We start from the raw sequence: 25,169 nt of genomic DNA, 5'->3' as shown, positions 1-25,169 counted from the left end.
ACGGCTGCCTAACTGGACGAGTGGAGTGGGAAATGGGACATTTTCGGCCAACACTTTGTTTTCTTAGTGAGTTGTTAATGTGTGTTAGCAACCGTAACCAATTCCAACGACCATGCCTGGTGCTTATTTGTTAATGATTATCCTGTTCCTTGTCGGCCTGTTTGTGCAGTGGCGACTGCGGAGCAAATTCAGCGAATACTCACAAATTCCGCTCAGTAGCGGCCTGACCGGGGCTGAAGTAGCGGAAAAGATGTTGTACGAAAACGGCGTTTCCGACGTGCGGGTACTGTCGGTTGAAGGCCAACTCACCGACCACTACAATCCGCAGGACAAAACCGTCAACCTGTCGCCCGATGTGTATCACGGTCGGAGTGTGATGGCGGCGGCCGTGGCAGCCCACGAGTGTGGCCACGCCGTGCAGCATAAAGTAGCCTATGGCCCTTTACAGTTTCGCTCGGCTATTGTGCCGTTTGTAAGCATATCCTCGCAATACATGCAGTGGATTCTGCTGGCGGGTATCCTGATGATCAACAGCACGTTGATTCCGCTGACGATCGGTGTCGGGCTCTTTGCCGTCACGACCCTGTTCAGCTTCATCACGTTGCCCGTTGAATTCGACGCCAGTAAACGCGCGTTGGCCTGGATCGAAAGCCGGGGTGTGGTATCGCAACAGGAATACGGCGTAGCAAAGGATGGCCTGAAATGGGCCGCCATGACCTACGTAGTCGCTGCCCTGAGTTCGCTGGCCACGTTGCTCTATTACGTGAGCATTCTGAATGGTCGTAGCCGCGACTAATTCGACTAGATTTGAGCAGAAGCCCGGCACCGAAAGGTGTCGGGCTTTATTTTTGCTCGTCACTCAGGTTGAACTACCTGCTGTGCGCCGCTTGCCACCACCACCCATCTATGAATCGCACATTCCTCCTGATGCTGGCCTTGCTCAGCCTGCTTGGCCTGTCACTACGGCCTGCTAACGTACCTGATATTCCCACCAGTTGGCTCACGGGCGACCCCGCCGACGTAAACACGACCACCACGCCCGGTATTTTACTGGCAGGTGGCAGTACCGATGTCGCAGCGGCTATGCAATGGTTTCTGAAAAAAGCCGGTGGGGGCGACGTCGTCATTCTGCGGGCCAGCGGTGCAGATGGGTACAATCAATACCTTTTTTCGGAATTGGGCGAAACGGTCAATTCCGTCGAAACCATATTGTTGAATTCGGGGGATTGGGCCAACGACGACTCCGTAGCGCAGACAATCAGGAATGCCGAAGCGCTGTTCATCGCGGGCGGCGATCAGGCCAAGTATGTCAATTACTGGAAAGATTCGAAGGTGGAAGAAGCCATCAATTACCTGATCAATACCAAAAAAGTGCCCGTTGGCGGCACCAGCGCGGGCTGTGCCATATTGGGGGGACTGTATTACCCGGCCTTTCGCGAGAGCCTTACATCGGCCGAAGCGGTAAGCGACCCATACCACCCGAACCTGATGCTGGGCCGTAACGATTTTATCGACGTACCCCTGCTGGCCAACACCATCACCGACACCCATTTTGCCGAACGAAAGCGACAGGGGCGGCTGGCGGCATTTCTGGCCCGCATGCGTACCGACTGGAACCTGACCGGGCGGGGCATTGGCGTGAGTGAACAAACGGCGGTTGCGATTGACGCCGACGGCCTGGCGAAAGTCTTTGGCCAAGGGGTGGCTTATTTCGTCGCACCCACCAAACCCACAAAGCCCGATCAGTGTGTGGCAGGCAAGCCCTTGGTCTGGGTTGGCGGTAAGAAGGCACTGCGGGCCATCGAAGTACAAGGGACCGCCGACGGCTCAGGTACGTTCAGTTTGGGTACCTGGACCGCCCCGCCAAATCAAGTTAGTTGCATAAGCCACTGGCACCTCGACGCTACGGGGCTGAAGATGCATCCGTGACTACTGCGGCACATTATGACTTAGGCCATTCGCCATCGGCGGCCAAAAACGAGCAAAGGATTATTTAAAAAGTAACTTGCCGCAGAATCGTCTGGCCAACGGGTACCAACCGGATTGGTTCAATGGTCTGGGTCTTGTCGTTTTTAGCCTTGACCGTTATCGTCGAGTTCAGGTACGTTGCCGGGCTATTGGGTACGTATCGATACGTGGCTGGCTTGGTTGGTTTATAGGTATGGTCGGCAAAGCCAGCTACGGGAAACGTTTTGACCACAGCTTCAGTGGCTTCGATCGGGTGTGCATACACCAGCGGACCGTAGCTGAAATAGGTCTCGCTGGCGGCAAAGGTACGGGCTTGTACCGCTGTTTTGTATGCCAGCCGAACAACCGTTTCGCCTGCTTTAACAGCCATAGTCAGATAGCCGTTTTCACTCATGTAAGCGTGGCTACAGGTAGCCGTTTCAACCCAGTTGGGTTTTCTGATTTTCAGCGTAAATGGCTTTTGCGCCTTTATCGTAAACACAAAACTGGTCTGATACGGGTAGTCGGTATTTTCCAGAATCTGAACCGCGTTGCCACCCAGTTTTGTAGTCAACTGGCAGGGACCGAGCAGGTTGGCGACCAGCTTGTCATCCTCCTTCATCCACATCGTCTGCACATAATACGAAGCAATTCGGCCGGCATTGGGTACACAGCATACGGCCGCGTCCTGATGAGCGGGCGAGTATTTGTAGCGGGTCTGTTTCGGGTCGCCACCGCCGTTTTTCGTACCTGTCATCTCATACGAATTATCGGTTTTGAGGTAGGCTATGCTGCTTTTTTGCGGGTGCCTGGCTCCCTGCGCGGCGTTGAAAAATAGCTGCTCGATTTGGTCGGTATAGGCCACGTTGCCGGTCTTTTGCAGCAGCATGGCATAGCTATGCAACAACTCATGCAGCGAGCAATATTCGTAGCCGGTTTGGGTGGCATCGGCCGTTTGCTGGGTGATCCACTCGTCGCCAATGGGGCCGCCCGTGGGCGTAGTCAGCCGAATGATCCGTTGCTGATACCGGTCCAGCGCCTGTTTCAACTGCGCATCGCCCGAGGCCCAGTAAGCCACCGTCAGGGGGCGCAGGTGCTCGTAACTATGTACGCCGTGACCATGCATCTGATAGCTGTCGTTCAGGATGTTGGGTAGCTGAATGTCGGTTTCTGAGACAGCATTTTTTGAGTAATCCGTGTATAGAAACAGGGCATAGTCGAGGTATTTCCGGTCGTTGGTGAGCTGGTACAATCGGTCGAGTACATCGGTAAACACGAGGCCGTGGCTCAGCCCCGCAAACGGTTTTTCGGCCTTGAACGGCGACGACTGGTTGATGGGGTAATTGACCATCACGTTATCGACGGCTTTCAACACCGCCTGCCACGTTTTGGGATCTTTGGTCAGCTCATAATAACCCAGCAGCACACGATACAGCGTGGCTTTGGCCCAGAGTTCGCCGTTTTCGCCCGTGAGTTTGTAGCGCAGGTCGGGAGCGTATACACCCAGATACCCATCGGCATCCTGCGTGGCGAGGATACCGGCGATATAGGCCTTGGCCCGCTGCTGCGCCTTGAGGTCGCCCGACAGGAAAGCCTGCCGCACGAAGCCATCCCGCCAGTTCGACTGGGTTTCGCTGTTCCACCACAAAATCTGCACCTTGTCGTCGCCCAGGCCCAACGCCCCCACGTCTTTCGATTTGATGGCTTTGGTGAGGCGGTTTTTACCGTATATGTCGTCTTTCACGATCAGGTCGGGCACCAGGCGGTCGAGGTTACCCACAAAGCCCTGCAAATCCTGCTGCATCTGGGTTTTCAGCCAGCCCTGTGGCTTCACGTCTCCCAACGGCAGCAACTGGTAGTGTTCGGGGAGTGGTGGCTGGTTTTGCGCCTGCGTTTTCAGGCACAAAACCAGCAGGGCAAACAAGAGTATGCGGTTCATGTTGCTGGCTAAATCTGAATGTAGTTCTCTGGTTATTTTAGCGCCCAAACCCCCAGTTCATAAGGCTTTAAGGCAATCGCTTTTCCTTCTATTCTGGCGTCGCCCATCAACCGACGGGTCGCTTTGAGCTGGTTTGGCACTTTAGCTTTCTGCACCTGATTCGACAGGTTTGCCACGATGAGCACCTTGTCTGAACCAAGGATTCGACGGAAACTATATACGCTTGGGTTATCGTTCGGCGCATTTTCGTAGCGCCCGTTTGCCAGTGCCGGGTTGCTTTGCTTCAGGGCAATCAGCGTTTTATAGTAATTGAACAGCGAGTTTGCGGGTCGTTTTTGCTCGTCCAGCGAGATACCATCATTGGCCTTTATGTTCGATTGCGTCCACCAGCCGCCCGTATTTTTATACCACAAGGCCATACCTTTCCCCTCGCCGGATTGATACCACTCAAATGCCTCCCGACGCGGAATGTCGTTGCCATCGGTATTACCAAAGGCCCCGATCCTGCCTTTCATCCCGAGTTCCTGCCCGTAATAAATGGACGGAATACCACCGATCAGCAACTGTAGGGCCGCCGCTACCCGTTGCTTTCTGGGGTTCGTTTCCAGCGACGCAAACCGGTCAAGATCGTGGTTTTCGAGAAAGATCAGCTGCTCTTTTCCGGGTGGGCACAGCCGCAAAATCGTATCGGCCTTGTTGATCAATTGCTGTTTATCGAACGACAAAATGGCCTGTTGTAAGCCAAAGCCAAACATTCGATCAACCCCGGCTTTCTCAAAATAGTCGAAGCCATAATCTTTCCAGTTGGCCTGTTCGGCCACAATTTTTGCGTTCGGGTTCACCTTTTTCAGACTAACCAGCAGTGGCTTCCAGAATAGCTCGAAGAGATTGGTAAGAGCAGGTTTTTCGTCCAGATTATCCATGGCGTGGTCTAGCCGAAAGCCATCTGCCCCATCGTCGAATTTGCCGTCTTTGTTGGGATCCAGAAAATACGAGAACAAGCCAATGTTGTAATCCAACACCTGCTGGCTCCGTAGATTGACTGTCGTTATTGGAATTACTGTACCGTTGTAACTGTGCAACTCCCGCAGGCCGAAGACCATCGTTGCCGGTACGTTATGGGCGGCGTCATCAAATAGAATATAGTCGCTGTAGGCCGATTCCGGGTGGCCAACGGCCTCTTTCCACCAGATATGCTTGGCTGTAACGTACTGGGTTTCCATGTCCAGGTAGATTTTCATCCCCCGTTTATGAACGGCTTTTACCAGCGACACATAGTCGTTCATAGTGCCGAATTCGGCATCTATTTTCTCAAAATCGTTGGCGAAATAGTTATGGTAGCAATCAGCCTCGTACAACGGCAACAGTAGTATAGACGTGACTCCCAGGTTTTGCAGGTAATCCAGTTGCTGCCGCAACCCGTTGAGGTCGCCGTGTAAATCGCCGTTGCTATCGTAGAAACTCCGTTGCGAAACGTGGTAAATAACTTCGCCTTTTGTCGGCAATGACATCTTTTTCTGACCCCAGGCGTTCAGGGCCAGCACCCATAAAAGAACCGGGAAAAATATAGTTTTCATTTTTCCGGAGCAGTGATGCCCGTTTAATCCAGTACTGGCTTCCTTCCTGATTCGCTTATGCATACGGTTATTTTTTCAGTAGGAAGTCAAGGGGGACGCTCAGCCGCTCGCGCCACGATTTTTCGCTGTGGTCGTTGCCGGGGAAAAACCGGGTTGTCCAGTTGGCAGCTGTGTATCCTTTCGCCTGCATAACCTCGTCGACTTGTCGTTGCAGCGGCGGATAGAGCGCATCGAGCGTCTGATCGCCATAGTCGAAGTAGAGTTTGTGCGTTTTGGCGTTAGGCAGCTGGGTACGTAGGTAAGCGGCAAAAGCCGCCGGGACGGGGTTATCGTCTACTGAAAAAATACCGGGCCAATGGGTTGAGAGGCAGGCTGCCCCGCCAAACACCGCCGGGTACTCGCAGAGGGCATACATGGAAATGAGCCCGCCCATGCTGCTGCCCGCCACAAACGTATGCGCCCGGTCGGTGTAGACGGCATAGGTGCTGTCGATGAGGGGTTTCAGTTCCTTCACCAGAAACTTCAGGTACGCATCTGAGTTAGGCCGGAAAATGTCGGTGGTTCGCCCGACGGCCTGAAGCTGCCGGTTAACGAAGGCTTGCTGCTCGGTTGTCAGCGATTCGAAGGGTTTTTGCGGAAAATAATCGGCATGGCGGTCCTTTCCGGCATTCCAGACACCTACCACAATAAAGTCCTGCACCTGATGTGCCGCCATGAGTTTGGTGGCTACGTCGTCGACATCCCAGCTTTGGTGGTTCCAGGTCGTAGCCGAATCGAATAGCATCTGCCCATCATGCATATACAGTACCGCATATTTTTTGTTAGCAGCGTAACCCGCAGGAAGCCAAACGTCAACGTTACGGGCCTCGACATATTTCGACGGGAAATTAGCCAGCCGTTTGATGGTGCCCGACACCGGTTTGGGAAGTTCCTGCGCCATTATGACGGTTGAAAACAAGAGTTGGCAAACCAGTAATAGCTTATTCATATAGGCCAATCAGTTTAGCGTCACTTTAACCACCATAATATCCCGCTCGCGATCTTTACCGATCATCAGCACGTTTCCGTTCTTGTCGCAGGCCACACTTTGCCCTCCATAGATATGGCCCGCCCACGGTCCGTGCGATACCTGCCCAACCAGATCCGTTCCGATCACCGGACACCGGATTGTTCGGGCGGCGTTCTGCACTACTTTCGCCAGTTCTTTCCCGTGAGCAGGCCATTTACTTTCCGGGGCAGCCCAGCCATACGGAATCAGCAGCAAAGCCGGCTTTTGCGACGCCATGCTTTGGAGCAGATCCTCCTGAAACGAGTCGGCGCAGATCATCACCCCCACTTTCCCGAATTTGGTATTGACCGACGTCACGCCTTTGCCAATAGCATACGAGGGCGACATCAGATCGGGTAACACGTTGATCTTACGGTGTTTCAACAGAATGGTGCCGGTATCGTCGATCAGAATAGCGCTGTCGAACAGACGTGTTCCGTCTTTTTCATCCAGCCCAATACAGATATACAGTTGGTACTTCTTAGCCAACCGACAAAGATGATCGGAGTCAGCGCCGGGAATCGGTGTTGCCCTGCTGTGCGCTTCAGGATTGATCCATCCTAAGATAGACGACTCCGGAAAGACTACGATCTCGGCCTGTTTGGCTTTGGCTTCGATCAGTGCGTTTTCAATCCGCAGCAGATTACCCGACCGGTCGCTATCCAGGCAGAGTAGTTGAGCCAGCGCAACGTTCACGGTTTTTACAGACATCGATTTGGGCGTAATGAACGAAGTGGAGAATAGCAGATAGACCAAGGCCAGGGTAACACACAGCTTTTCATTCATAATCAATACAGTACCGGATTCAACTCCGTGTCGATCACTTCGCCTACTGTGGCGCCGGGGCACCAGGTATGCCAGTCGTTTTCCTGATTCTTGTTGGTAGGCTGCTGTAGCACCATATCCTTGTCCATGTAAATCACCGTCATCACCTTCCGGATCTGATCGGTTACGTTGGCTCCGGCACGGTGGAAAACCCAACCCGAGTGAAAACTCACTTCGCCCAGTTCAAATGGCTCGATAACGTGCTCAAAATCGGTGACGCGCAGTTTCTCGGCGATGAGCTTTTCGCTGTCGTCGCTGATTTTCAAGTCGCGCCCTTCTACAATCTGATGGCTGGCGGCACTGAATTCGAGCGGCCCCATTTCCAGTGGAACTGCCTGAAGGGGAATCCAGGCTGTGATGGTTTTGTCGCTGCTAAGCGGCCAGTAATACTGGTCGGCGTGCCAGGGCGTAATACCGCCGCCGCCTTCTTTAAATAAGGCCTGATCGTGGTACATGCGCACCCCGTCGACTTGCATTAGATCGGCAGCGATTTTGGCCAGCCGTCGGCTAAAGACAAACGTCCTGATATCGTCATTTTCGCGCCACAGGTTAAACAATTGCAAAAAGGCTTTACCGTACGTATCGCGCTGATTGAGGGCAGTCGCTACGGTGTTCATCTTGGCCACCTGCTGACTGATCACCTTGTTGTAGTGGGCCAACGTATCGGCATCGAACACCTGCTTGAGTTTGATGAACCGGTTTTTCTGGTAAAAAGCGATCTGTTCGGGTTGAAGTGCGTAGGGGGCATCCAGCAATTGCATGTGCGTAGTCAGGAATAGATGTAAGATGGAGCCGACAAGACAACGTACCGGCTCGGATGCTACAAAGATGCGCGGATGAAATCGGCAGCTGTTTTACCACTTTAAGCCAATACTTTTCGGATATTAGCATTCACGACTGGTCACCCTATTCTACAGGGTAATATTGGCCTATCGTTGTTCTCAACTAGTTGATGCTGCTTAGCTATGAAACCTGAACTGGAGGCGGGCATTACCAATCTGGCGACAGCCTCGTTCAAAGCGTTTCGGCTCTATCAGCCAGCTTTTGACTCACACTGGCATTACCACCCCGAACTGGAACTGGTCTATTTTGCGCGTGGGAAAGGAGTACGGTTTATTGGCGATGATATTTCGCTGTACGACGAAGGCGATCTGTTCCTGATTGGCGACAGCTTGCCCCATACATTTGTCAGTTACGCCGACGAAGCCACGCCGCTAGTCGAGGCCTACTGTATCCAGTTTCCCAAGAACCTGCTCGATTCGTTTGCCGAATGCAGGCCGTTGGCCGCTTTCTTCGAGGAAGCCCGGCGGGGGCTTGCCTTCCCGAACCCCGACGCGGCGCTGATTACGCTGTTGAAAGAGGTGGTACAGCACGCAGGTACGTCGGCGCTGGTGCGGCTTATTGACCTGTTAGACCGCCTGTGTAACGTACCTGAACGAGGGCCGATTCTGCAACAGGCATACCAGCGCCACGCGGTTATGACCAGCTCTGCCACCCGCATCCGAACGGCGATCGATTACATTAATGCGCACTACCAGCGGCCGGTTCCGCTTCAGGAAATGGCCCACGCCTGCCATTTTTCGCCCAATGCGTTCTGCCGGTGGTTCAGGCAACATATGGGGGTTACGTTTGTGGACTACCTCAATAAAGTACGGCTCACGCACGTCTGCCAGTTGCTCACCGCCACCGACCTGCCCATCAGCCAGATTGCCGCGCAGGCTGGTTTCGACAACATCAGCACGCTGAATCGGCTGTTTCAGGCCAGACTGGGTACGTCGCCGGGCAAATACCGGGCAGGTGGGCTGCTGCGCTCATCGCCATCGGTTCGCCCGCCCGAAGGTTCATTGAAAACGCAATGAGCCACTGCCCGAGAACCGAACCTTACCCCGTAGCTGAACCGACTGGGCCGGGGTATTTTGGCTGATCTCGACGGTGTGGTTGGCAGCGATTACGGTGGCTGCCGTGGCGTCGGGAACGCAGTTGCAGGACCAGGTGGCAGACGCCTGCCAGTTGCCGGTTTGGGTACTGGCGAGTGTGTAAACGCCCAAGGCATAGACCGTTCCGCTCCAGAAAGACAAGGCATAGAGCTGCCCGTCGGTACCTTCGCCAAACGACACCAGTCCGTCGACGGTTGGTGTTTGGGTAACGTTCTGATGGGTTGTGCTAGTAGGGCGGCGCAGCGTCCAGAGCGTTCCCTGCGACCAGTCGCCGTAGACGTACCAGCCTCGCAAGCTAGGGTAGGCATTGCCCCGGTACACAAACCCGCCCGTGATCGACCGGGTCTGCTGACCGTTGTTGTTGTAGCCGGCATACTCGAGCAGCGGCTGGGCAAAAACGGTGGTCAGGCTACACCCGCTGGTGGCGTAGGGGTGCGTGCCTTCGTAGCAGGGCCAGCCGTAATTCTGCGGAGCCGGTGCGCTGGCAGGCGTTACGGTTAACTCTTCCCAGCCGTCCTGCCCAATGTCGGCCATCCAGAGATCACCCGTGAGTTTGTCGAAGCTCCACCGCCACGGATTGCGCAACCCTAGCGCGAACAGTTCGTCGGGGATGCCGTCGGTTGGGCTGGCAAAGGGGTTGCCGGGCGGAATGGCGTAAGGCGTACCACCGTCGACATCAATCCGAAACAGTTTGCCGAACGGACTTTGTTGGTTCTGAGCGAACTGGTTGAGGTCGCCCTGGCTACCGCGTGCGCCTTCGCCCGAATCGCCGGTGCTGATGTACAGATAGCCATCCGGCCCAAACGTGATGCGCCCCGACCGATGCCCCGCGGCTGGGTAAGGCACCGTAAAAATGAGTTGTGCCGAGGCTATGTTGGCCTGTATGGGCGCCGTTCGTGTGCAGGTATAGCGGGCTATAACGGCCGCCTGATCCGTTTTTCGGAAATACTGCACGTAGAGATAGCCGTTCTGAGCAAACTGAGGATGCACACACAGGCCAAAGATGCCGTTGAAGTCGAGGTCGTAAAGCAACGGACCAATGTCGAGCACAACGGGTGACTGTTTTACCCCGTTCTGAATCAGCCAAATTTGCCCGTTGGTCTGCGCCACAAGCAACTGCTGCGTCCCAATCGCCGCCATATCGACTGGGTGATAAAGACCAGTTACGTGCGGAGTTAGTTGCAGTTGAGGGCCCTGCCCCAGGAGCGGTGCAGTTCCGGCCAGCCATACGACCAGCACGATCCAGTGGATTATCGTAGAGAAGCAGCGTATAGTCTTGAGCATCAGTCTGGTTGAAGGGCTTTTGTGCCTTCCGGTGGTTGCTCAAAGCTACATGTTTTCTGAACCGAGCCAGTTGGTTCCTGCCGATGACTTACACAACGTACCTGACAAAAAAACGCGGCTCCGTTTCCGAAGCCGCGCTAAACCAAAGTGGGTTTGGTAATCGAAGACTAGTAGCGGTACAGTTCTGATTTGAACGGACCCGATACCTGCACGCCAATGTAGTCGGCCTGCTCCTGCGCCAGCGGTTCCAGCTTGGCACCCACGTGCGACAGGTGAAGGGCGGCTACTTTTTCGTCGAGCACTTTCGGCAGCACGTAAACCTTGTTTTCGTACTTGTCGGCGTTAGTCCACAGTTCAAGCTGCGCCAGTGTCTGGTTTGAGAACGAGCACGACATCACGAACGACGGGTGGCCCATCGCACAACCCAAGTTCACCAGGCGGCCCTCGGCTAGCACGATGATCTCTTTGCCATCGACTTCATACATATCCACCTGCGGCTTGATCTGGCTCTTGGTGTGGCCATAGTTATCATTCAGCCACGCCATGTCGATCTCGTTGTCGAAGTGGCCAATGTTACAAACCACCGACTTATCGCGCATGGCCCGGAAGTGGCGGTCTTTAATGATACCAATGTTGCCCGTAGCCGTCACGAAGATGTTGGCGCGGGTTACGGCCTCGTCCATCGGCAGCACCTCATACCCATCCATAGCGGCTTGCAACGCACAGATCGGGTCAATTTCGGTCACCAATACGCGGCAGCCAGCTCCCCGCAACGACTCAGCCGAGCCTTTGCCTACGTCGCCGTAACCAGCCACAACAGCTACTTTACCAGCCAGCATCAGATCGGTAGCGCGGCGGATGGCATCAACCAGCGATTCGCGGCAGCCGTATTTGTTATCAAATTTCGACTTCGTCACCGAGTCGTTCACGTTGATAGAAGGCAGGTGGAGCGTTCCGTTTTTCATACGCTCATAAAGCCGGTGAACCCCCGTCGTCGTTTCTTCCGAGAGCCCTTTGATACCGCCGATTAGCTCAGGGTATACATCGAACACCATGTTGGTGAGGTCGCCACCATCATCGAGGATCATATTAAGCGGCTGGCGATCTTCACCGAAGAACAGCGTCTGCTCGATACACCAGTTGAATTCTTCTTCGTTCATGCCTTTCCAGGCGTAAACGGGGATACCCGCAGCGGCAATGGCGGCGGCGGCGTGGTCCTGCGTAGAGAAGATGTTGCAGGATGACCAGGTTACATCGGCACCCAACTCAACCAGCGTCTCGATGAGTACCGCCGTCTGGATGGTCATGTGCAGGCAACCGGCAATCCGCGCACCAGCCAGAGGCTTGCTTGGGCCGTATTCAGCCCGCAGGGCCATCAGACCCGGCATTTCGGCCTCGGCCAAACGAATTTCTTTCCGGCCCCACTCCGCGAGGGCAATGTCCTTAACCTTGTAGGGGACGTAGGTTGACGTTTGCATAGTATTGACTAACAGCAGTTTGTTAAGTGCTATTCTTAATAAAGTACAAAAATACGGAAGCCCGGTGAGAAAGGCTAACCACGTTAGTAACTGGGAGCTAAAAATAGGGACAGGCGTACTGTATCGCCCGTATCAAATCCCTTTCGGGCCTTCTGTCAAGCCGACTCCTGCAAGGGGAGGTCACGTTGTTTCAGGGCCGTAAGGCGATGGTCAATGCGGGCGGTGATCGTTTTTACAAAACGCCTGACCGGCGTTTCAAGCCCCCTGAAGCTTCCCCAGGCTACCAGCAACAACAGGCTGTTGAAGAGATAGAAAAAGGCCGTATCGGTCAGTCCGTCAAACAGGTGCAGCCATTGGCTGGCGATTAGGAATACCGGAAGTTGCAGGATGTAATACCCGTAGCTTATCTCCCCGAGCAAAACCAGTTTGGGATGAGCCAGCGTGCGGGCGATAAGTGAGGTATCCTGCGACAAACTCCAGATGATGAGTGCGAAAAATGGATTGAGTAAAAAGTCGCTGGCCTCAAAGACAAAGACACTGAGCAATAGAACGCAGCAGCCGACACTTCCCAGAAAAACAAAAGCAGGCACAAGCGATCCCGCTGGCAGGCGATTCCGCAGACCGAACTCGTAGGCGACCATGCCGAGCAGAAAACCGGGAAGGGCCAACAGGGGGGAGCCGATAAACAGAAAACCCCGGCTGCTATCGACCAAGGGCGATGCCAGCAGCAGCGGGCAGGCAATAGACCCTGCAATACCCGCGATTAAAAAGACAAGGCGGTAGGTTTCTGTTTTCCGACGAACAAGTGGCAGCAGAAAGGGAAAGAGCAGATACAAAAAGAACTCCACCGACAAGGACCAGCCCGGCCCGTTGAATACTTGCCAGGTGGTGACGTGCCACCCCTGTAGCAAAAAAACAGACAGGCATAGATCCCGTTTGTTCAGCGTCTTTGCCGACAGCAACGCGACCTTCACCAGTTGCTTAGTGGCATCAATCGATGGGGTATGGAGTAACCCGCTGACGAGCTCCAAAGGCAGGCTTGTGACGAGCAGCGTCAGGCACAGGGCAACAAAATAAACCGGGTAAATTCGACCTAACCGATTGGCTATAAACAGCCCGTAATGAAGCGGCCTGCCGTGGTAGGCGGCTGTCAGGACGAAGCCGGATAGGACAAAAAAGTAATAAACCGCCGAACCACCAGCCAAGTTGAAAAAATGAATCTGGTCGAACCAGTGGAAGGGAATGACTCGCCTGGGTAAAATCCCGAAGTGATAAACAATAACCAGAAAGGCCGCGACAAAGCGGGTCGAGGTCAGTTGAGGATAAGTCAGCGTGCCGGAGGGGTTCATGGAGAAGGAAGCCTTGCCCTACAAGTTACTGAGTTGGTCTGTAGTTGGTGCAGAACCGCTCTTTTTAGGTGCCTGATCTGGTCGAAAACTATGGCGCAAAAGCCCCCCTACGTTGCCGCTTTCACCCCCGATTTGGGCAGTAGCGTCCCTGTATCTTTGTGCTATTACCAAGCCAAAAACAACAAATACAGGGTTATGACACAGCTTATTTCGTATCTGCATTTCAACGGCAACTGCCGCGAGGCCATGACGTTTTATCAGGAGTGCCTCGGCGGCGAACTGGTGGTGTTACCGATTGGCGACTCACCGATGGCGGGCGACTTCCCTGCCGAAAAAAGAAACCAGATTATGCACGCTGACCTGAAACTGGGCAGCTTTATGCTCATGGGCGATGATTTGCACGTTGGGTCTGGCGATGCCATTGGTCATCCCGTATCGCTGATGCTTGAATGCAGTAGCGAAACCGAAATCAATGAGTTATTTGCCAAGCTATCGGCGGGCGGCGAAGTATTCCATCCGTTGGAACATACCTTCTGGAACAGCCTTTTCTGTGATTTCACCGATCAGTTTGGGTTCCACTGGTTTCTGAATTTCAGCAAGCCAGAAACTGCCTAATTTCCCTCACTTATACCCTGGAGTTAACACGAAAACGTACTGTCATTATGAAAACGACTAATCTGATCTATTGGATCACTACGGGTTTATTCGCCTTTGTTATGCTAGGCTCGGCTATTCCTGACATTATGGTGATGCCCGAAGCCGTGCAGGGGTTTAAAGAGATTGGTTTGCCTGCTTACCTGCTTCCTCTTGTAGGTTGGGCTAAACTGTTCGGCGTAATTGCGTTGTTTGTGCCTGGCTTTCCTCGCTTGCGCGAATGGGCCTATGCGGGTCTGATGATCGACATCTTAGGTGCCATCTACTGCATTGCCATGAGTGGGAAACCGCTGGGTACGTGGGCACCCATATTGGTAATTCCGCTGGTTGGGTACGTCTCGTATGTGTACTACCATAAACGGCAGCAGTTACTCCCAACATCATCGGCTCGCGGCTCGTTGGTGAATGGTTAAGTAATTGGTTATTCAGTAACAAAGGCGCCCATAGCTACTGCCATGGGCGCCTTTGTTACCAAGTTATCCACAATTTGGTAAGAAAACAGTGTGGATAACCTAAGTGATTGTGGATTAAATCAGTTTGGGGTCTCTTATTAAAGTTTTTCTTGAGATAGGTCTGGCCCGTAAGGGAGCGCCTGAATCTACCGGCTGGCTAGAAAGGCGGCCGCCTCCATCAGCCAGGCAATGCCAATGTGGATGAACAGCCCGCCCCAGATGCTGCGTGTCGACAGGGCCAGAACGCCCAGGATATAGCCGCCAAACAAGGATGAGATTGTCTCGCCCAGCGGTCGCCCAAAATGAATGCTGGCATACCAGATAATCATTGGTAAAACTGGACCCGGCAGGGTCAGGGCTGTCTGATCAGCCACAGAGCCCACCGGCTTGGGGTTGATGAACCGACCGAGGCCAATTACGAGAAAGCCCCGGAATAGTAATTCCGTCGGAACGAAATCCCAGCCATATGCTAGTTCATACCCCAGAATGGTGAGCCACTCAGGTACGTTCAACGCCAGATGAGCGCCCGTGTCTCGGTAGGTGGGGTAGGCCAGCAAAAAATCGGGCTGGGTTGCTGCCAACGCAATAACAGGCACCATTAGCAGCAGCAGCGTGAGGTACACAAGCAACCCTTTTCGCTTGGGCTGAAGACCGTAAAAGCCGTTTTGCGCCTTGTCGATCAGGTAATAATAAAGCACTAGCGGCAGCAGAATCGTCAGGATCGAGTGTAGGTTACCGAGGATTCGGTGCACATACGGATAGAGCCGCATGTCCTCGACCCGCCGGGCCAGATCGGCGTAGACACTGGAGCCAACGGCGTAGCTGTAAACGACCAACGCTACCAGCGTATGCTGCCAGAAAAGGCGGTTTTGCCAGATGTCGTGCCGGTGATGGAAGCGGCTCCACAGCCAGAACGCCCCGTAGTAAGCCGTCGTGTACAGACCGAAGTACCACACAGGCCGCCAGGGATTGAATGGCTGTGAGTCGATAATCGTATTTTCCAGCCCAATGGCATAGTTAATGCCGATGAGCAGGCTTATCCAGGCAGCAGTGGCCGCATACAGGCCAGGTTTAAAATCGGCCCGCAGGTACGTTCGGATGTCGTGGAGTAGCTCGCGCAAAAGGGACAGGTTTAACGGTCCAGGTTTAACGTTTGAGGGTAACAGCGTCTTTGGTCAACGTCAACCGTTTAACCTGAAACGCATCAGTCGTTTTCGTCAGAACTGCTGCGGGCGAAAGCACCGATCTGATTACCAAAGAAAAGGGCATTCAGAAAGAGTTTGTTGGTGCCATACCAGAACGCCCGGAAATTCGGGTTGTCGGCCATGGCAATGACCCGGCCACTACCCAGCGTATTCACCACGATGGCGGGCGTATCGCGGAAGAGCCGTTCGTTGGCCGACGCCACGTACCCACTGACCAGTGGCGTTGGTGTATAATACAGCGGCGTGGCGAAAGGGTCACGGCTCTTTTCCAGGAACACCGTATTGTCTTTGAAGACCGAGAGCAGGTTGGTTTTGTAGCCGTAGAGCAGCGGATGGGTCAGGTCGGCGCGGGTTTGGAAAATGGCCCCGCCAATCACGCGTGATCCGCTGTAGCGTTCGTAGTCTGCATAGGCGCGCGTGCCGGTCGTATCGGTCGGCATGCGCTTGAGGCGGGCGGTCGACAGCCCTTTTTCGCTTGCCCAACGCACGGCGTCGGTCATGATCACGAGCGTGCCGCCGTTTTGTACCCACTGCCTGATTTTCTCCGTCGGCAGGCCGTTGTAATCGCCGCTTACGAGTACCAGCACATTGTACCGGTCGAGGTTGACGCGGCTCATCTGCGCCATATCGACGGTCGACAGTGGGATATTCACGCGGGTATCGAGCAGGTGCCATACCTCGCCCGCGTCGAGGTTACTCACGCCTGCGCCCACTACCAGCAGGGGCCGGGGTTGCCGCATGTTTTTGAAATTATCGCTGCCCAGGTCAATGCCTTCGGGCGTCATGCCCGACGATACGGCGTAGAAATCGACGCCATCGCGCTCGGCCAGGGTAGCCAGCAGGCTACGAAGCTGAGTGGCGTCTTGCCCGTTGGCCAGAATCTGTACGGTTCCGTAGTCGAACCGCATGGGTTGCATCTGGCCATACACCTGCACGGCGAAGGGCTGCGATGCACTTTTGAGCCGGTAGCCTTTTCGCATGAGTTCGCTGGCGGCGCGGGGCGCGAAATAGCTGTCCCAAGCGAAGAGGTAGGTATAATCGCTGCCGACGGGGCCACTCACGACTCGCCCCTTCGGGAAGGGGTTGGCCTCGACTCTGGCACCGGGCGTCAGCGCGGTACGGGCCTCGGAATACGGCACATTGAAGCAATGGGGCATCGACCAGGCCGAGATGTCGTAGAAGAGGCTGTCCTGAAAGGTCGTTCGTTTCTCGAACATGCTGCGGATGAGGCGGTGCTGCGGCTGGGCCAATGGCACGAGGTACGCATTCCCACGTGTGTAGGTACGTCCGTCGAGGGTTTCGTCGCGGTTCAGTTCATACACCGCCACCTGATTCCGCCGCAGGATGTTCACCATTTCCCAGGTACGTACCCGGTCGTTGCTGTTGCCGAAGACATAGGCCCGCACGTCGTCGGCGTTGGTTTCGCGGTAATGATCGCGCTGAAAATTGAGCAGGTCGACGCGCATCGACCGGGCTGCCCGGAGCGTCGAGAGCATGGCCGTAAACTGGTTGCGGATCGTAAACGGGAAGGTGAGTAGGCCGTTGCTGCCTTCCTGCGCGTGCCCCCGCGAACTAGCCTGCTCAAACAAGATCCCGACACAGCCGTGCACGTCGGGGTACGTTGAGCCTTTGCCGTAATAGAAATCGTCGAAGTTTTCCTGCGTGTAGAACGACGAGCCAATCCGTTGCATGCCTTCGGCCTGAAATTGCCCGAACCGGTTGGTCAGCTCCACGTTGCGGCGGGGCGTCAGTGGGTGCGTGCGGCTGGGTACGCCGGGCTGGAAGAAAAACGTGCTGTTGGTGCCCATCTCGTGATGGTCGGTGAGCAGGTTCGGCTTCCATTCGTGAAACTTCACCATCCGGCTCTGGCTCTCGGGATGCTGTTGATAAAGGTAATCGCGGTTCAGATCGAACCAGTAATGGTTGGTGCGCCCGTTGGGCCACACCTCGTTGAACTCTCGGCTCGACGGGTCGCTGACCAGATTCTGGCTCTTGTGGGCGTTGACCCAGTTGGCAAAGCGGTTGGCGCCATCGGGGTTGATGCAGGGATCGAGCAGGATGATACTTTCGTTGAGCAGCGAGTCGATGCCCGGCCCCTGTGCCGCCGCCAGGTAATACGCCGCCAGCAGGGCCGAGTTATTGCCGCTGGGTTCGTTCCCGTGGACGGTATAGCCCATCCAGACCACGGCGGGCATCTTGCTCACATCGAGGCTCGTCGAGCGGGCGGGGTCGGCCAACTGAACGTGCTCGGCCTTGAGCCGGTCGATCTGTTGCTGGTTTTGCGGCGAGGTGATCGTAAGCAGCAACAGCGGACGATTCTCGTAGGTACGTCCATACTCAACAAGCGTAATCCGGTCCGACACCTCGTCGAGCTTTTTCATGTAGCCCACGATCTGATCGTGCGAGACGTGCCATTCGCCGACCTGATAGCCCAGGTGCTGCCGGGGCGTTGGGATGGAGGCGTTGTATTGAACGGTTTGGGGAAGGTAGTAGCTGTCGGCAACCTGCGCCGAAGCGGTCAGGTATGTGAACAGACAGAGCATCAGAATGAGGTAGCGGTTGGTCATAGTGTGTTGGTTAATGCACTACGAAGATGAGAAAGCCCATACACTATACAAGCCTCACAGCCTTGATTTACTGTACGAAAAAGGCCAAACGAACAGCCAGACGTTACTTTTCAGACGGAAAAGTCATACACAGCGGAGTATTCGAGGCGTTCTTTGTACAATGAACTGTATGCATGTACTCAACGGACGGCTATTGGCCGTAGCCGGGTTGCTGACGATCCTGGGCGTAGGCTGTGCCAAACGAACGCTCAGGCCGACTACAACAAACTCGACCGCCCAAACGGCTTTTGCCAAAGGAGCCGATATTAGCTGGCTGCCGCAGATGGAGGCTACCGGCTACAAATTCTATAACGAGCAGGGTGTGGCACAGGACTGCTTTCAGATCCTGAAAGACCACGGCATGAACAGCGTGCGGCTACGTACCTGGGTGAATCCATCCAACGATCCCCAGAGCGGACATTGTAGCCGCGACGAAACCGTAGCGATGGCCGTGCGGGCGCAGCAGGCCGGCATGCGCGTGATGATCGATTTTCATTACAGCGACAGTTGGGCCGACCCCTCGAAGCAGATTAAGCCCGCCGCCTGGCAAACCCACGGCTTTCCTACGCTGCTCACCGACGTATATGACTATACCCGCGACGTGATGACGGCCCTCAAGGCCAAAGGTATTACACCGGAATGGGTGCAGGTGGGCAACGAAACGCCCGGCGGTATGCTCCTTCCCGAAGGCAGCACGGCTCACTGGAATCAGTTGGCGCAACTGATCAACAAAGGCTACGACGCCATTAAGGCCGTGAGCCCGCAGTCGAAAGTGATTCTGCACGTCGATCAGGGCAATAACCGCCCCCGGTTTCGGGCCTGGTTTGATAGTGCCACCGTGCATAAAGCCCGCTACGATGTAATCGGGTTATCATACTACCCATACTGGCTCGATGGTAACCCAGACTACACGCTGTCGATCAACGATTTGGGCGATAACCTAACCGATCTGGCGGCGCGGTATAACAAAGAGGTGATGGTCGTGGAAGTCGGCGGTGAAGACACTAAAGTGCAGAATACCTACGACATGCTGGTGGCTGTGCAGCAAAAAGTAAAGGCCGTCCCTAACCGCAAAGGGCTCGGCGTGTTATACTGGGAACCGCAAGGCGCCCGAAGCTGGAGCAAATACGCCCTCAGTGCCTGGGGCAACGACGGCAAACCGACCAAAGTGCTGGCTGCGTTTCGGGTGGAGTAGCTAGGGTCGCGAGCGTTGTAAGAAGATTCAAACAGCAAAAGTCTTTACCGCTTACCAAAATTGCACTGATAGCATAGTGGCTGAATATTTTCGATGCTGTTGGTGCCGCCCCTGCTCAAAGGAATAATATGATCTTTCGTCCAAACGTAGCGATAGCGCTTGTCAGGCCTGCGTGGAATAGATGCCCATAGCCGATTACAGTTGGGACACTTATCGTGTTCTTTTAACTTGGTAAGCCATTCCTTAATAGTGTGTGTACCATGAGCTTTGGCTCTCCGTTGCGTATAAGCATTAGCCCTTCCTCTTCGGCATGTTTTGCAGTACACATGGAGTTTCGACGTAGATGATGAAACCCAAGTGCCCCAATTATCAGTGCCGCATTTTTTGCAATTCATTGATACTACGCCAGCAGCGGCTTTACTATTTTACCGTGAACGTCGGTGAGGCGATAGCGGCGACCCTGGTGTTTGAAGGTTAGTTTCTCGTGGTCGACACCCATCAGGTGCATAATCGTTGCCTGGAAGTCGTGGATGTGTACCGGATCTTTAGCCACGTTATAGCCAAATTCATCAGTTTCACCGTAGACCAGGCCTTTCTTCACGCCCGCCCCGGCCATCCAGATGGTATAACAGCGCGGGTGGTGATCGCGACCATAATTTTCTTTGCTCAGCTTACCCTGTGAGTAGTTGGTCCGACCAAATTCGCCGCCCCAGATCACGAGCGTGTCGTCGAGCAGGCCGCGTTGCTTGAGGTCTTTCACCAGTGCTGCCGACGCCTGATCGACGCTCTTGGTCATCGTCTGAATGTCGTTGGGCAGGTTGCCGTGCTGATCCCAGCCCTGATGGTAGAGTTGCACAAACTTTACGTCTTTTTCGATCAGCTTACGGGCCAGCAGGCAGTTGGCCGCAAACGTACCCGGCTTGCGGCTGTCGGGGCCATACATGTCGAAAATGTAATTGGGTTCATGCGCGATATCCAGCGTTTCGGGTACCGACGCCTGCATCCGATAGGCCATTTCGTACTGCTGCATCCGGCTGTTGATCTCCGGGTCCAGCACATGGTGGCTTTGCTCGGCATGGAGCTTGGTCAGGTAATCGAGCATGCGGCGACGGCTCGTGCGGTCGATACCCGGCGGGTTGTTAAGGTAAAAAACCGGGTCGGGCCCCGACCGAAAGACTACGCCCTGATGCACCGACGGCAGAAAACCGTTGCTCCACAGTTTGGCGTAAAGCGGCTGATCGCCGTTGCGGGCTTTGGATAGCAGCACCACAAACGATGGTAGGTTCTGATTGTCGCTGCCCAGACCATAGCTTACCCACGACCCAAAACTGGGCCGCCCACCCTGCTGACTGCCCGTCTGGATAAACGTAACGGCGGGGTCGTGGTTAATGGCGTCGGTGTTCATGGTCCGGATAAACGTGGCGTCGCCGGCGATGCCCGCAATGTTAGGCAGCAACTCACTCACCCACATGCGTCCCGGTCCGTGCTGCGCAAACTTGAACGCCGAAGCCGCCAGCGGAAATTTGTTCTGCCCGGCGCTCATGCCTGTCAGCCGTTGGCCATTGCGTACCGACGCGGGCAGATCCTGACCCCACATGCTTTCGAGCTTCGGCTTGTAATCGAACAGGTCGAGCTGGGAAGGGGCACCGCTTTGAAACAGGTAGATGACCCGTTTCACTTTCGGCGGAAAATGCGGTTTACCTAAAGCAGGTACGTCGCCCGTGGCCGGTTTGGCAAACAACTGCCCCGGATTGAGTAGCGACGCCAGCGCCAACGTACCCAGCCCCGCGCCGGTCTGCCCCAGAAACGTCCGGCGACTCAAGGTGTCATGTATTTCGTCCTGAATGTCCATGAAGTCATGTCATTTGTAGTCAGTACCCTTCGGCGTCATTTATAGTCATTAGTTGTTCTAGTTGCGATAAATGACTACCCAATGACTATAAATAATGCCGAAGGCTACTGACTTCTTTATCGCTTAATAATCGCTTCGTCGAAGTTGAGAAGGGTGCTGGCTACGACCGTCCAGGCGGCAAGCTGCGCGGGTGGCAGCGCTTTGTCGACTGGATATTCACCTACCGCCAGCAGTTTGGAGGCGCGTTTCGGGTTTTTCTGGAAATCGGTCAGTTCTTCGGCGTAGAGCTGCTGCATCAGCGTTAGCTCCTGCGGCCGGGCCGGGCGGCTGATAATGGCCTTGAAAAACTGGTTGATGATTGCTGAACCCGACCCTTCAGCCTCACGTGCCGAGCTACCTGCTTTCTGCGCCAGCACACGGGCGGCTTCCACAAACTGCGGGTCGTTGAGGGTCACGAGGGCCTGCAACGGGGTACTCGTTTTTTGCCGTTTCACAATACAGATGTGCCGTTCCGACGCGTCGAAGTTGAGCATCATCGGCGGGGGCGACGACCGTTTCCAGATCGTGTACATGCTACGCCGATAAAGGCTATCGCCCTTGCTCTGCACGTAGTTGACGGCGTTGCGGGTCGAAAGCGCCTCCCAGATGCCCGCCGGTTGATAAGGTCGCACGCTCGGCCCGCCTATACGGCGCGTGAGCAGACCGCTTGCCGCCAACGCGTTATCGCGCACCTGCTCGGCCGACAGCCGGTAGCTGGGTCCGCGGCTCAGGTACGTATTGTCGAAGTCAGCTTCGCGAGCCGCCGCCGCTACAGATGAGCTTTGCCGATAGGTCGCCGACGTGACGATGAGGCGATGCATGGCTTTCAGATCCCAGGGCTTAACGGCCTCGCCGTCGCCAAGCCGGAAACGTACGGCCAGGTAATCGAGTAGCTCAGGGTGGGAGGGGAGTGCGCCCTGATTCCCGAAATCGTCGACGTTTTTGGCCAGCCCCTGCCCGAAATATTGCTGCCACACCCGGTTGACCATCACTCGGCTGAAGAGCGGATTCTCGGCGCTCAGCAGCCACTGGGCCAGGCCAAGGCGGTTTTTAGGTATGTTGTTGGGCAGGGCGGGCAGGAAGTGGGGCGTCTCGGGCTTCACTTCCTCGCCGGGTGCGTCGTAGGCCCCCCGTTTCAGTAAGAAGGTCCGGCGGGGCTGATTCATCTCGCTCATTACCATGACCTGATTGGCATCGGTGAGGGTCATGAAATGCTTGCCCCGGTAGACCATCGTGCTGTCGAAGGTCGCCCGGTAACCAGAGTCCTGCGTGCGGACATAGTAGGTATACAGGGCAGCCCGCTGCTCAGGCGTGCGGTTAGCCGAGGGCGTACGCAAGGCCGTAGCCAGCGCGTCGGGTTTACCGGCCAGCCGGGGCATCTCGATGGGGGTAAGGCAGCGGTTATAAATCCGTAGTTCGTCGACGGCAAAATCCTTGTAAAAATTGTCGTGCATCCGCCCTACGTAAAACGAATGCTGCGCCCAGTGCGACTTGTGGCGGCCCCATACCGTGCTGTGAATCAGATGGTCTGTTACGATGCGACTCGGCATCGGTTCGCCATTCAAATACAGCGTCAGTCCTTTGGCTTTACCCAATCCGTCGTAGGTGAACGCCACCTGGAACCACTGGCCAACGGGTACGTTCCCCACCGACTCCACATCGAGGGCATTGGCTGGCCACACGTGGCTTAGCATGAGTTTCAGCCGCCCGTCGCTGAGCAGGTCGAGCTGGTAGCCGCGTTGTCCGTCCATCGGGCCGGTGGTTCGGCCCAGTAAGGTGAGACTGCTACCTGTTTTGTTCAGCTTAAACCACGAACTGATGGTGAACGGCTGATTTTGCTCAAACGCGGCCATTTCGTAGGGCAACGTAATGTAGCTATCGCCGGGAAGGAACCGGGCCTTGCCAAAGCGACCCGGCACCGAGCGGGGCAGGTTGTCGACGTCGCCACCCAACTGAGCGTGTAACGTATCGTTGGCACTGTTGAGGAACGCATTGCGTGGGTTCTGCTCAACCGAAGCGCGGGTTTTGGGCTGGCGGGGTTCCGGTTTGGATACGAAGGGCTTCCCGGCCGCTTTGGCGCGGGCTTCAAGGCGTTGGCGCTCCTCGTCTTTCTTCCGGTTTTCGGCATTTCGTTTTTCGTCAAACGCCTTAATGTCGCCCCGGTTTTCCTCATCGAAGGTGTAGTGCGCCACTAGTGCCGTTTCGTTGGGCTTCGGCTGGGTACCCCGCCCAGTCGAGGCAAGCTGTTCGGCCTGAGCAAGCCAGCCGGTAAAGCGCTGTTGATAAGCCGGTTGATTAGGATTGAGTTGCTTCTGGAGCGGCGTCAGCTTTTGCCGGATGTAGGCCAACTGCGCCTGCTCCTGTGGGTTAAGAAGCGTAACGGTGGGCGCTGCTTCGCCGTTGTAGGGGATCTGTCCCCGTTCGTTGTTCGTGTTGAAAAAGGCGTAGAGCGAGAAATAATCTTTCTGCGAAATGGGATCATACTTGTGGTCATGGCAACGGGCGCATTCGGTGGTCAGGCCCAGAAAGGCTTTCCCGAACGTGTTGACCCGGTCGGCAACGTATTCCACGCGGTATTCTTCATCAACGACGCCCCCTTCCTGCGTTTGCTGGTGATTTCGGTTGAAGGCTGTAGCCAGCCATTTGTCGCGCTGCTCGTTGATATTGGCCGAACGGGGCAGCATATCGCCTGCCAGTTGCCAGGTCACGAACTGATCAAACGGCTGGTTGGCGTTGTAGGAACGAATTACCCAGTCGCGGTAGGGCCATACCGTGCGCAGTCCGTCGTCCTGGTAGCCGTGGGTGTCGGCATAGCGGGCCACGTCGAGCCATTCCATCGCCTGCCGTTCGCCGTAATGCGGGCTTTTCAGCAACCGATCGACTACTTTCTCATAAGCATTCGGTGATTTGTCGGCCAGAAACGCATCGACTTCAGCCGGGGTGGGGGGGAGGCCCGTCAGGTCGAGGCTGACGCGGCGGAGCAGGGTCGATTTTTCGGCTTCGGGAGCGTAAGCCAACTTTTTCTCATTCAGTTTCGTCAGCACAAACCGGTCGATGTCGTTCCGCGACCAGCGGTCGTTGTTGGGCCGAGGCACTTCGGGCATTGTGGGTGCTACCAGCGACCAGTGCTGTTTGTATTCGGCCCCTTGCTCAATCCAGCGCAGCAGCATCGCTTTTTCGTCGGTGCTAAGCGTCAGGTTCGACTTTGGCGTGGGCATGACCTCGTCGGGGTCGGTGCTCAGAATGCGATGGGCCAATTCGCTGCCGCCCGGATCGCCCGGTACGACGGCCGTTTTGCCGCTTTTGGCGAGGGCCTCATAAGCACCCTCGGGCGTGTCGAGCCGCAGGCCCGCCTGTTGTTTATTCTTGTCGGGCCCGTGGCAGGCAAAGCAACGATCCGACAGAATAGGTTTGATGTGGAGATTGTAATCGACTTTTTCGGGCAGGCCTGCCTCGGCGGCCACCACATCGGCTGGTTTGTCGAGGGTATGGTGCTGCCCGCAGGATGACCAGATCACACTACCGAACGTGGTAGCGGAAGCCAGAAAACCCAGGTACGTTAAACGCTTCGTTGACCAACGCTGCATACAACTAAAGATAAGTTGGTTGTAGGAATCAAAATTACGTTGGAATAGGTCAAAAAAATCTCTGATTCCTGATAGAGTTGTGTAGTATATTGATCTTTTTGCGCAGAAAAGTGCCTGTATACTGCGAAAAAAAGACAGTTGAGAGAGGTGTTAACTGAAAATAGAATAAGTTACGCAACCTTTCACCGATATGCC

At 55.2% G+C, this 25,169-nt stretch carries 19 protein-coding genes; 6 read left to right on the top strand and 13 right to left on the bottom strand.

Annotated features, from left to right (window positions below; all coding sequences use genetic code 11):
* Window positions 1-112: 112 nt before the first annotated feature.
* Window positions 113-796 (top strand): zinc metallopeptidase, encoded by a 684-nt coding sequence (locus ACAW74_RS06705; protein WP_370697437.1) that lies wholly within the window; start codon window positions 113-115, stop codon window positions 794-796.
* A 110-nt stretch (window positions 797-906) separates the two neighbouring features.
* Window positions 907-1,929, top strand: coding sequence for a cyanophycinase (locus tag ACAW74_RS06700; protein ID WP_370697436.1), 1,023 nt, complete (start codon window positions 907-909; stop codon window positions 1,927-1,929).
* A 64-nt stretch (window positions 1,930-1,993) separates the two neighbouring features.
* Here the strand turns inward: ACAW74_RS06700 and ACAW74_RS06695 are convergent, their stop codons facing one another.
* The 5 genes from ACAW74_RS06695 to ACAW74_RS06675 all read right to left on the bottom strand — a co-directional run bounded on the left by ACAW74_RS06695 (window position 1,994) and on the right by ACAW74_RS06675 (window position 8,097).
* Window positions 1,994-3,886 carry a beta-L-arabinofuranosidase domain-containing protein gene (locus ACAW74_RS06695; protein ID WP_370697435.1) on the bottom strand — a complete coding sequence of 631 codons (1,893 nt, stop codon included), beginning with the start codon at window positions 3,884-3,886 and terminating at the stop codon, window positions 1,994-1,996.
* Between the two features lie 32 nt (window positions 3,887-3,918).
* The gene (locus ACAW74_RS06690; RefSeq protein WP_370697434.1) at window positions 3,919-5,463 is read right to left on the bottom strand and encodes an alpha-amylase family glycosyl hydrolase; all 1,545 of its coding nucleotides are present in this window, start codon (window positions 5,461-5,463) and stop codon (window positions 3,919-3,921) included.
* Between the two features lie 67 nt (window positions 5,464-5,530).
* Entirely contained in the window at window positions 5,531-6,451 is a 921-nt protein-coding gene (locus tag ACAW74_RS06685) for an alpha/beta hydrolase (protein ID WP_370697433.1), read from the bottom strand.
* A 9-nt stretch (window positions 6,452-6,460) separates the two neighbouring features.
* Window positions 6,461-7,222: a carbon-nitrogen hydrolase family protein gene (locus tag ACAW74_RS06680; RefSeq protein WP_370697432.1), complete on the bottom strand. Its 762-nt coding sequence runs from the start codon at window positions 7,220-7,222 to the stop codon at window positions 6,461-6,463.
* Window positions 7,223-7,299: 77 nt separating this feature from the next.
* Window positions 7,300-8,097, bottom strand: a complete 798-nt coding sequence (locus ACAW74_RS06675; protein WP_370697431.1) for a phytanoyl-CoA dioxygenase family protein — start codon at window positions 8,095-8,097, stop codon at window positions 7,300-7,302.
* Window positions 8,098-8,301: 204 nt separating this feature from the next.
* On the opposite strand from ACAW74_RS06675, the gene ACAW74_RS06670 reads away from it, so the two are divergent.
* The gene (locus ACAW74_RS06670) at window positions 8,302-9,195 is read left to right on the top strand and encodes a helix-turn-helix domain-containing protein (RefSeq protein ID WP_370697430.1); all 894 of its coding nucleotides are present in this window, start codon (window positions 8,302-8,304) and stop codon (window positions 9,193-9,195) included.
* Here ACAW74_RS06670 and ACAW74_RS06665 read toward each other — a convergent pair.
* The 3 genes from ACAW74_RS06665 to ACAW74_RS06655 form a co-directional block, all read right to left on the bottom strand.
* Window positions 9,178-10,557: a PQQ-dependent sugar dehydrogenase gene (locus ACAW74_RS06665; RefSeq protein WP_370697429.1), complete on the bottom strand. Its 1,380-nt coding sequence runs from the start codon at window positions 10,555-10,557 to the stop codon at window positions 9,178-9,180. The two genes, ACAW74_RS06670 and ACAW74_RS06665, sit on opposite strands and share 18 nt — an antisense overlap.
* 167 nt (window positions 10,558-10,724) lie before the next feature.
* Window positions 10,725-12,035: an adenosylhomocysteinase gene (gene ahcY, locus ACAW74_RS06660; protein WP_370697428.1), complete on the bottom strand. Its 1,311-nt coding sequence runs from the start codon at window positions 12,033-12,035 to the stop codon at window positions 10,725-10,727.
* A gap of 155 nt (window positions 12,036-12,190) precedes the next feature.
* The gene (locus ACAW74_RS06655) at window positions 12,191-13,384 is read right to left on the bottom strand and encodes an acyltransferase family protein (protein WP_370697427.1); all 1,194 of its coding nucleotides are present in this window, start codon (window positions 13,382-13,384) and stop codon (window positions 12,191-12,193) included.
* Window positions 13,385-13,579: 195 nt separating this feature from the next.
* Here ACAW74_RS06655 and ACAW74_RS06650 point away from each other — a divergent pair, with 195 nt between their 5' ends.
* Both ACAW74_RS06650 and ACAW74_RS06645 read left to right on the top strand, forming a co-directional pair.
* Complete coding sequence (locus tag ACAW74_RS06650; RefSeq protein WP_370697426.1) at window positions 13,580-13,999, top strand: VOC family protein; 420 nt, start codon at window positions 13,580-13,582, stop codon at window positions 13,997-13,999.
* Between the two features lie 47 nt (window positions 14,000-14,046).
* Window positions 14,047-14,451, top strand: coding sequence for a DoxX family protein (locus tag ACAW74_RS06645; RefSeq protein WP_370697425.1), 405 nt, complete (start codon window positions 14,047-14,049; stop codon window positions 14,449-14,451).
* 185 nt (window positions 14,452-14,636) lie between these two features.
* On the opposite strand, the gene ACAW74_RS06640 is transcribed toward ACAW74_RS06645, so the two are convergent.
* On the bottom strand, window positions 14,637-15,611 hold the full coding sequence (locus ACAW74_RS06640) for a CPBP family intramembrane glutamic endopeptidase (protein WP_370697424.1): 975 nt from the start codon (window positions 15,609-15,611) through the stop codon (window positions 14,637-14,639).
* Window positions 15,612-15,694: 83 nt separating this feature from the next.
* Window positions 15,695-18,262 (bottom strand): M14 family zinc carboxypeptidase, encoded by a 2,568-nt coding sequence (locus ACAW74_RS06635; protein WP_370697423.1) that lies wholly within the window; start codon window positions 18,260-18,262, stop codon window positions 15,695-15,697.
* 169 nt (window positions 18,263-18,431) lie between these two features.
* Between ACAW74_RS06635 and ACAW74_RS06630 the strand changes: the two genes are divergently transcribed.
* Complete coding sequence (locus ACAW74_RS06630; protein ID WP_370697422.1) at window positions 18,432-19,496, top strand: glycoside hydrolase family 53 protein; 1,065 nt, start codon at window positions 18,432-18,434, stop codon at window positions 19,494-19,496.
* 44 nt (window positions 19,497-19,540) lie between these two features.
* On the opposite strand, the gene ACAW74_RS06625 is transcribed toward ACAW74_RS06630, so the two are convergent.
* From ACAW74_RS06625 to ACAW74_RS06615, 3 genes are all read right to left on the bottom strand, one after another.
* Window positions 19,541-19,891, bottom strand: a complete 351-nt coding sequence (locus ACAW74_RS06625) for an HNH endonuclease (protein WP_370697421.1) — start codon at window positions 19,889-19,891, stop codon at window positions 19,541-19,543.
* Between the two features lie 5 nt (window positions 19,892-19,896).
* The gene (locus ACAW74_RS06620) at window positions 19,897-21,348 is read right to left on the bottom strand and encodes a DUF1501 domain-containing protein (protein ID WP_370697420.1); all 1,452 of its coding nucleotides are present in this window, start codon (window positions 21,346-21,348) and stop codon (window positions 19,897-19,899) included.
* 116 nt (window positions 21,349-21,464) lie between these two features.
* Entirely contained in the window at window positions 21,465-24,974 is a 3,510-nt protein-coding gene (locus ACAW74_RS06615) for a DUF1553 domain-containing protein (RefSeq protein ID WP_370697419.1), read from the bottom strand.
* Window positions 24,975-25,169: the final 195 nt, after the last annotated feature.

Origin of the sequence: Fibrella musci, from assembly GCF_041321105.1 — a bacterium.
In the GTDB taxonomy this organism is placed as follows: domain Bacteria; phylum Bacteroidota; class Bacteroidia; order Cytophagales; family Spirosomataceae; genus Fibrella; species Fibrella musci.
Note: the sequence above shows the minus strand (reverse complement) of the source record. Positions and strands in the feature narration are given on the sequence as shown.

Excerpts from the sequence above, each read along its gene's own strand:
- ACAW74_RS06705 (WP_370697437.1), top strand. The coding sequence starts at position 113 with ATGCCTGGTGCTTATTTGTTAATGATTATCCTGTTCCTTGTCGGCCTG.
- ACAW74_RS06700 (WP_370697436.1), top strand. The coding sequence starts at position 907 with ATGAATCGCACATTCCTCCTGATGCTGGCCTTGCTCAGCCTGCTTGGC.
- ACAW74_RS06695 (WP_370697435.1), bottom strand. The coding sequence starts at position 3,886 with ATGAACCGCATACTCTTGTTTGCCCTGCTGGTTTTGTGCCTGAAAACG.
- ACAW74_RS06690 (WP_370697434.1), bottom strand. The coding sequence starts at position 5,463 with ATGAAAACTATATTTTTCCCGGTTCTTTTATGGGTGCTGGCCCTGAAC.
- ACAW74_RS06685 (WP_370697433.1), bottom strand. The coding sequence starts at position 6,451 with ATGAATAAGCTATTACTGGTTTGCCAACTCTTGTTTTCAACCGTCATA.
- ACAW74_RS06680 (WP_370697432.1), bottom strand. The coding sequence starts at position 7,222 with ATGTCTGTAAAAACCGTGAACGTTGCGCTGGCTCAACTACTCTGCCTG.
- ACAW74_RS06675 (WP_370697431.1), bottom strand. The coding sequence starts at position 8,097 with ATGCAATTGCTGGATGCCCCCTACGCACTTCAACCCGAACAGATCGCT.
- ACAW74_RS06670 (WP_370697430.1), top strand. The coding sequence starts at position 8,302 with ATGAAACCTGAACTGGAGGCGGGCATTACCAATCTGGCGACAGCCTCG.
- ACAW74_RS06665 (WP_370697429.1), bottom strand. The coding sequence starts at position 10,557 with ATGCTCAAGACTATACGCTGCTTCTCTACGATAATCCACTGGATCGTG.
- ahcY (WP_370697428.1), bottom strand. The coding sequence starts at position 12,035 with ATGCAAACGTCAACCTACGTCCCCTACAAGGTTAAGGACATTGCCCTC.
- ACAW74_RS06655 (WP_370697427.1), bottom strand. The coding sequence starts at position 13,384 with ATGAACCCCTCCGGCACGCTGACTTATCCTCAACTGACCTCGACCCGC.
- ACAW74_RS06650 (WP_370697426.1), top strand. The coding sequence starts at position 13,580 with ATGACACAGCTTATTTCGTATCTGCATTTCAACGGCAACTGCCGCGAG.
- ACAW74_RS06645 (WP_370697425.1), top strand. The coding sequence starts at position 14,047 with ATGAAAACGACTAATCTGATCTATTGGATCACTACGGGTTTATTCGCC.
- ACAW74_RS06635 (WP_370697423.1), bottom strand. The coding sequence starts at position 18,262 with ATGACCAACCGCTACCTCATTCTGATGCTCTGTCTGTTCACATACCTG.
- ACAW74_RS06630 (WP_370697422.1), top strand. The coding sequence starts at position 18,432 with ATGCATGTACTCAACGGACGGCTATTGGCCGTAGCCGGGTTGCTGACG.
- ACAW74_RS06625 (WP_370697421.1), bottom strand. The coding sequence starts at position 19,891 with ATGAATTGCAAAAAATGCGGCACTGATAATTGGGGCACTTGGGTTTCA.
- ACAW74_RS06620 (WP_370697420.1), bottom strand. The coding sequence starts at position 21,348 with ATGGACATTCAGGACGAAATACATGACACCTTGAGTCGCCGGACGTTT.
- ACAW74_RS06615 (WP_370697419.1), bottom strand. The coding sequence starts at position 24,974 with ATGCAGCGTTGGTCAACGAAGCGTTTAACGTACCTGGGTTTTCTGGCT.